The organism is Luteibacter sp. P4_D7_3, assembly GCF_056401735.1.
In genome coordinates, this window is sequence record NZ_JBFUIT010000341.1 from 1 (window position 1) to 4,043 (window position 4,043).

At 63.7% G+C, this 4,043-nt stretch carries 5 protein-coding genes; 3 read left to right on the forward strand and 2 right to left on the reverse strand.

Features of this window, described 5'->3' with window-relative positions; all coding sequences use genetic code 11:
* Positions 1–293 precede the first annotated feature (293 nt).
* The gene (locus AC1DSN_RS19405; RefSeq protein WP_046968935.1) at positions 294–506 is read right to left on the reverse strand and encodes a tautomerase family protein; all 213 of its coding nucleotides are present in this window, start codon (positions 504–506) and stop codon (positions 294–296) included.
* A gap of 8 nt (positions 507–514) precedes the next feature.
* Positions 515–1,249, reverse strand: coding sequence for an SDR family NAD(P)-dependent oxidoreductase (locus tag AC1DSN_RS19410; RefSeq protein ID WP_477332307.1), 735 nt, complete (start codon positions 1,247–1,249; stop codon positions 515–517).
* Between the two features lie 125 nt (positions 1,250–1,374).
* Between AC1DSN_RS19410 and AC1DSN_RS19415 the strand changes: the two genes are divergently transcribed.
* The 3 genes from AC1DSN_RS19415 to AC1DSN_RS19425 all read left to right on the forward strand — a co-directional run bounded on the left by AC1DSN_RS19415 (position 1,375) and on the right by AC1DSN_RS19425 (position 3,943).
* Positions 1,375–2,301, forward strand: a complete 927-nt coding sequence (locus AC1DSN_RS19415; RefSeq protein ID WP_477332309.1) for a substrate binding domain-containing protein — start codon at positions 1,375–1,377, stop codon at positions 2,299–2,301.
* A gap of 213 nt (positions 2,302–2,514) precedes the next feature.
* Complete coding sequence (gene asd, locus AC1DSN_RS19420; RefSeq protein ID WP_477332311.1) at positions 2,515–3,369, forward strand: archaetidylserine decarboxylase; 855 nt, start codon at positions 2,515–2,517, stop codon at positions 3,367–3,369.
* Positions 3,370–3,496: 127 nt separating this feature from the next.
* Positions 3,497–3,943: a hypothetical protein gene (locus AC1DSN_RS19425; protein ID WP_063573830.1), complete on the forward strand. Its 447-nt coding sequence runs from the start codon at positions 3,497–3,499 to the stop codon at positions 3,941–3,943.
* Positions 3,944–4,043: the final 100 nt, after the last annotated feature.

Sequence of the window (4,043 nt, forward strand, 5' to 3'; positions counted from 1 at the left end):
AGAGTCTTCGGTGCCCACCCTCGAGGCGAGTTCCGCACAAGTGGAGCGGCCGTAGGCCAAATAAGTACACGGCCGCGCAGCGGCCTTTCCGCTACGAAACGCGGAGGACGTGTCTGAGCAGCGAGGGTGGGCACCGAAGGCTCTGCGCCTAACCCCTTCACGCAATCGGCGGCGCGCGAGCYGCTAAAAACACGCACTCGCAACGCGAGTGAACCGACCCCTTCGGCGCCCTGGCATTCCGCGAAGAACCAAAAAAGCCGCTGAGTTTCGTCAGCGGCTTTGGGTGTCGGTTATCAGACCGGGCCAGGATTCGGCGGCCGCAGCTTCGACGTGGGCAATCCCTTGTAGCCCCAATCCTCCATCGGCACCTCGTCGATGACCACGAAGGTCACCTCCGGTGGTTTGCCAAGGACGCGCTCGAGAGTCTCGGTGATCTCGGCAATGACCTGGGCTTTCTGCTCAGGCGTATTGCCTTCTTTGGTGATACGAACATTGACGTAGGGCATGTTGGCGATTACCAGCGACCGGCGGTGCCGCCGCCGTCGACCGGCAGGACCACACCATTGATGAAGGAAGCCTGCGCGAGGTAAACCACGGCCTCGGCGATTTCTTCCGGCGTACCCAGGCGACCGGCAGGATTCAGGCCACTGAGGAAGTCGTGTGTCTCGGGTGAGTGCATCGGGGTGTCGATGACGCCCGGCGCCACGGCATTGACGCGCACGTTATGGCGCGAAAGCTCGATCGAAAGTCCACGTGTCACGGCGTTCAACCCACCCTTGGTCAACACAGCCATCGTGCCCGGGACATTACGATCCGGCTGCATACCTACCGATGCCGTCACGTTGACGATGCTGCCCTGGTTGCGAGAGACCATGTGGCGAGCGACGACCTGGGTGGGATAGATGAAGCCACGCAGGTTGGTGTCGATCACCGCGTCGATTTCCGCCGCGGTGAAGTCGATGAAATCCCGCGCGACGAAAATGCCGGCGTTGTTCACCAGCACATCGACCTGGCCAAAGGCTTCCAGCGCGTGATCGAGCAGGCGCTCGGCGGTTTCCGGCAGGCTGATGTCACCCGCCACGCCGAGGAACCGGTCCGGGTTGCCGAGTTCAGCCGCTGCCGTGTCGAGGCGCTCCTGGGTGCGGCCGTTACCGACGACGTTGTAACCGAGGTCAAGGAAAGCCTTGGCGATGGCGAATCCAAGGCCACTGGAGGCACCGGTGACGATGGCTGTCTTGTTCGTGCTCATGAGGATTGAACTCCTGATTGTGTGTTCCGGGGCCAGGCGGCGCCGGGCTGGAACACAATCTATTGCTACGGCAGACAGGGATAAATAAGATCCGGGACACAAGACTCATTACACGGTGTAACGTCATGCAGAGGCAGTTCGACGACCTGATGCTGGGCAGCATCGAACTGTTCTGCCTGGCCGGCGAGCTGGGGGGCTTTACCGCCGCTGCCACAGCGGCCGGGGTCACACCGGCGGCGGTGAGCCGCTCGGTGGCCCGCCTGGAGGCACGACTCGGCGTTCGCCTGTTCGTCCGTACGACCCGAAACATCCGCCTGACCGAGGCGGGACGCGTTTACCTCGACCAAAGCCGCCAGGCACTCGCCCAGTTCGCCGAGGCCGAGCAGATGGCGACGGGCCARCAGGGACGCGCAGCCGGTCGCCTGCGTATCAGCGTACCCACGACCTACGCGCACTACCGCTTACTCCCGCTCTTGCCCGCGTTTCATCGCGAGCACCCGGATGTCCTGCTCGACCTGCACATAAGCAATCGCAACATCGCCTTCGCCGACGACCCGTTCGACCTCGCCATTCGTGTGCGAGCGCAGGCGGACTCCACCATGATCGTGCGCCACCTCGAAGACGCGGCGCTTGTAGTAATCGCCTCTCCGGCTTATCTCGAACGCAGGCCGCCACCTCGAACACTCGCCGAGCTGGCGACGCTGGAATGCATCCAGTTCGACCTGCCCAGCAGCGGGCGGCGGATTCCGTGGTTGTTTCGGGAATCCGGTGACGATGTGGAGTTCGAAGCCGAGAGCGCATTCACCGTGGGCGAGGATGTGCTGGGCGGGGTGACGCTCGCCCGCGCGGGAGCAGGTGTGTTTCAGACGTACCGTTTCATCGTCGAGCGTGACCTGGCTGAGGGCACGCTCGTTGAATTGCTGCCACAACTTGGCGGGCGGTCACGTCCATTCAATCTTCTTTACCCGCACAGCCGGTTCGTGCCGTTGCGGGTGCGGGCATTTATTGATTTCCTTACCGGGCGTGTAGCCGTTGGGGCCGGCCTCATGTAGGAGCCGATTCATCGGCGAATGGGTGCTGGCCGAGAACCTGCCCCCGCTGCCGCGGGATCGCCGATGAATCGGCTCCTACTAGGGCGAGAGCGTCGTCGGCAGAAATCCCAGCGAGCCCCAGATTACGGCCCCAGCCCCGACCCAGGTGCGGTCGAAGCGGTGAACGGAAGTAACGGGCTGAACGTCGCCGCGTCCTCCCCTATACTCCCGCCGATGAAGCCAACCGTCCTGCTGCAGTACATTCTCCCGCACCGCTTCCTGTCGCGCATCGTCTATTGGGCGACCCGGTGGGAGTGGGCCCCGTGGAAGAACTTCCTGATCGGGGAGATCGTGCAGCGCTACGACGTGGATATGAGCCAGGCGGCCCAGCCAGACCCGCTCAGCTATGCGCATTTCAATGCGTTTTTCACCCGAAAGTTGAAGCCCGGAGCGCGCAGCGCCGATCCGGACCCGCAGACGATCCTCTGCCCTGCCGACGGTCGGATCAGCCAGTCGGGACGCATCCGCGACGGGCGGATCTTCCAGGCCAAGGGTCAGGACTACACGGCTGCCGAGCTCCTCGGTGACGAAGCCGCGGCCGCACCGTTCCGCAACGGCAGCTTCGCCACGATCTACCTGTCGCCCCGCGACTACCACCGGGTGCACATGCCGCTGACAGGCGAGCTCACCGGGACCACCCACGTGCCGGGGCGCATTTTCAGCGTGGCTCCGTTTGCCGTCGCCGACATCCCGCGCCTGTTCGCCCGCAATGAGCGTCTGGTCTGCCGGTTCCAGGGCGAGCACGGTCCCTTCGTCTCGGTCATGGTCGGTGCCATCCTGGTATCCAGCGTGGCGACGGTCTGGGACGGCATGGCCATCCCGCCTTACGCCTCGGACATCATCCGGGTGGACTGCGCCGGCCGCGATATCCGCCTCGAGAGATTTGCCGAAATGGCCCGGTTCAACATGGGTTCCACGGTTATCCTGCTGCTGCCGGAGGGTTACGAGCTTGATGCCCTCCAGCCACAACAGCAGGTTGTCGTCGGACAACGTATCGGTCGCTGGGTGGGCGSCCCGTTACAGACGTGACGGCGGGCGTCACTTTGTGACGAAAACGTCTTACATTTGACGTATGGGCAGCGTATGCTTCGGGCTTCTGGTGCCCCTCGGGGGAAGGGCCTGGACCGAAGAAGCATCCGTCTAGGGGAAGTCGTCCATGCGTCTCGTCAGCCATCTTATTGCCGTCAATCGCGAAATTCGCCTCCGCAGGCAGCTCGCGGATATCGAACGCGTGGTCCTGGCCCTGCCAGTCCGCACGCATGCCGACCTGCAACAGCTGGTCCGGCGCGAAATGGAGCAGGCAGCCGCCTGTGACTTCCCCCATCTGTACGGCACACCGCCGGAAGAACGCTACAGCACCTACGGGCACGGCCCGGACATCGGCCTGGGCAAAGCCCGGTCGGAAAACCCGCTGATTGCCACCCGTGGCGTGGCCCTGTGGATCGCCTCGGTCTATCACGAGACGCTCGATGCCCGTCGGCCGAACATGGAAGACCTGCATCGGCAGATCCTCCGGCTGATGCGTCAGATCAAGGAGCTCTCGGCTCCCGGCCGCAGCGGCGATGCCAGCGACCGGTGGATGGAACCTCACGCCGTAGCGTGAGGCGCCTGCCGCATCATCGGCAGACCGGTACTCGGATCGTCTGAGCAACCCTCACTGCCTGGCCTTTGAGGCCATTGATATTAGCGCTGTCGTCGACATC